The organism is Streptomyces sp. PA03-1a, from assembly GCF_033792805.1.
GTDB lineage: Bacteria > Actinomycetota > Actinomycetes > Streptomycetales > Streptomycetaceae > Actinacidiphila.
Genome location: NZ_JARAVO010000430.1, coordinates 1 through 3,028, shown reverse-complemented (window position 1 = coordinate 3,028; position 3,028 = coordinate 1). Strand labels below are relative to the sequence as shown.

Annotated in this window: 1 protein-coding gene; it reads left to right on the top strand. The window is 75.9% G+C overall.

Annotated features, from left to right (window positions below; all coding sequences use genetic code 11):
• Positions 1-2,887: nicotinate-nucleotide--dimethylbenzimidazole phosphoribosyltransferase (cobT, locus tag PV341_RS44460; RefSeq protein ID WP_500360941.1), on the top strand; the 2,887-nt coding region annotated here is incomplete at its 5' end.
• Between the last annotated feature and the right edge of the window lie 141 nt (positions 2,888-3,028).

Here is a 3,028-nt window from a genome sequence, read left to right as displayed (position 1 = left end):
CCTCGGGCGCCACCGGGACCCCGTGCCGGTCGAGCACACCCCGCACGGGGTCCCGGTGGCGCCCGAGGGCATCGAGCACGACGCCCACGAGAGCGGCGGCCGTGACTCCGTCTCCCTCGACTACTCAGCCGTCCGCACGGAGATGCAGGTCGCACCCGGCATGGCGGCGCCGGAACCGCTCCCGGCCGAGCAGGCCGTGCCGCCGCAGCCCGCCCCGTTCGTGATCGAGCACGCGGTGCCGGAGCAGGCCGTACCCGTGGCCGCGGAGCCCGTCGCGCAGCCCGGGCCCGCGGAGGAGGCCGTCCAGGTCCGGGCGGCCGAGCCGGTCCCGCAGCCCCATGTGCCCGCGCAGGTGCAGCTGCAGGAGGCCGCACCCGTACCGCCGCGGCGCCCGTTGCACATGGGCCCCCCGATCCCGGACCCGTCCAACGGCGGCGGCATCGTGCGCTCCCTGGCCGACCGCGGCCCGGCCACGCCGCCGCCCGCGCCGCAGCCGGTCCCGGCGCCCATGCCCCAGTCCGGGCCGCCCACCATCGGACCGGAGTACCTGGACATCCCCCGCGACGAGGCCCCCGCCGAGACCCAGGCGCCGGTGCCGGCCCCCGCGTCCGGCGAGACCTGGACGGCCCCGGTGCCGGAGGCCGTCGTGCCCGCGCCCGCGCCCGTGCCCGCACCGGAGCCCGAGCCGGTGGCCATCCTCGCGTCGCCGCTGGAAACCCCGGACGAGCCGCTGCCGTTCGGCATGGAGCCCGCCGCCGAGGTGCCCGTGGCACCGGTCGTACCGGAGGCGCCCGAGCCCGTCGCGGCGCCTGAAGCTGTCGCGGAGCCCGAGCCGGTCGCGGTCGTGCCGGAGCCGGTCGCCGTGGTGCCGGAGCCGGTCGCCGTCGTGCCGGAGCCGGAGCCCGAGCCGGTCGTCGAGGCCGAGGTGGAGCCCGAGCCCGAGCCCGAGCCCGTGCCCGTCGTGGAGCCGGAGGCGCCCGTCGCAGTCGAGCCGGTCGCCGAGCCCGCACCCGCCGCGGTCGTGCAGGAGGACACTCCGGTCACCGTCGCCGAGCCGCAGCATGAAGCGGACCTGGCACCCGAGGAGCCCCAGGCGTCCGAGGAGCCCGAGGCGCCGGTCCCCGGCGAGGAGGAGGACCCGGAGCTGCTGCTGCCCGCCGCCGAGGGCTACGACCCCACCGTGCGGGACGCCGTGCACCGCGTCATCCGCGAGCGCCGGGACATCCGCAACGGCTTCCGCAAGGACCCGATCCCGCACGAGGTGCTGATCCGCGTGCTGGAGGCGGCGCACACCGCGCCGAGCGTCGGCCACTCCCAGCCGTGGGACTTCGTCGTCATCCGCTCCGCCAAGACCCGGGAGCGCATGCACGAGCTCGCCATGCAGCAGCGCGAGGCGTACGCCAAGTCCCTCCCCAAGGGCCGCGCCAAGCAGTTCCGCGAGCTGAAGATCGAGGCGATCCTCGACACCCCGGTCAACATCGTCGTCACCGCCGACCCCACCCGCGGCGGCCGCCACACGCTGGGCCGATACACCCAGCCGCAGATGGCCCCGTACTCGTCGGCGCTCGCCGTGGAGAACCTCTGGCTCGCCGCGCGCGCCGAGGGCCTCGGCGTCGGCTGGGTCAGCTTCTTCGACGAGCGCGAGATGGTCCGCGAACTCGGGCTGCCCGAGCACCTCGAGGTCGTCGCGTACCTCTGCGTCGGCTACGTCGACGAGTTCCCCGAGGACCCCGAACTGGTGCGGTCCGGCTGGTCCAAGCGGCGCCCGCTGGCCTGGGTCGTCCACGAGGAGGAGTACGGCAACCGGGCCCTGCCCGGCGAGGAGCCGCACAACCTCCTGGAGGAGACCCTCCGTGGCATCCGCCCGCTCGACGCGAAGGCGCTCGGCGAGGCCTGGGAGCGGCAGAAGCGGATGACCAAGCCGGCCGGCGCACTCGGCATGCTGGAGATCATCTCCGCGCAGCTCAGCGGCCTGTCCCGGCAGTGCCCGCCGCCCATCCCGGAGCCCGCGGCCGTCGCGATCTTCGCCGGTGACCACGGGGTGCACGCCCAGGGCGTCACCGCCTGGCCCCAGGAGGTCACCGGCCAGATGGTCGCCAACTTCCTCGGCGGCGGGGCCGTGTGCAACGCCTTCGCCCACCAGGTGGGCGCCGAGGTGTGCGTGGTGGACGTCGGCGTCGCCTCCGACCTGCCCAGCACCCCCGGTCTGCTGCCCCGCAAGGTCCGTCCCGGCACCGCCGACATGACCGCCGGGCCCGCCATGTCGCGCGAGGAGGCACTGCGCGCGATCGAGGTCGGCATCGAGACCGCCCGCGACCTCGTCGCCGCGGGCAACAAGGCGCTGCTCACCGGGGAGATGGGGGTCGCCAACACCACCGTCTCCGCGGCCCTGATCTCCGTCTACACCGGGGTCGACCCGGCGGAGGTCACCGGACGCGGCACCGGCATCAACGACGAGATGCACGCCCGCAAGATCGACGTCGTGCGGCGCGCCCTCGAACTCCACCGGCCCGACCCGTCCGACCCGATCGAGGTCCTCGCGGCGATCGGCGGCCTCGAGCACGCGGCCATGGTGGGCCTGCTGCTCGGCGCCGCGTCCCTGCGGACCCCGGTCATCCTCGACGGCGTCAGCGCGGGCGCGGCCGCCCTGGTGGCCCGCGCCATCGCCCCCGAGGTCCTCGCGGCCTGCATCGCCGGCCACCGCAGCGCGGAGCCCGGCCACCGCGCGGCGCTGACCAAGCTGGGCCTGCGCCCGCTCGTCGAACTCGACCTGCGCCTCGGCGAGGGCACCGGCGCGCTGCTGGCGCTGCCGCTGGTGCAGAGTGCTGCGCGGGCGATGCACGAGGTGGCGACGTTCGACTCTGCGGGGGTCACCGAGAAGTCCTGACGCGGGCGGTCGTGGTGGGCGGGTTCGCTCGTGGCCCGGTTGTTGTGTGCGGGTGCGTTGCGCCTGCGGCGGGCGGTTTCCCCGCCGCCCTCCCGCCCGATTGCCCGGCGCGGTCAGTGCGGGCCTGCGCTCTGTTGGGGT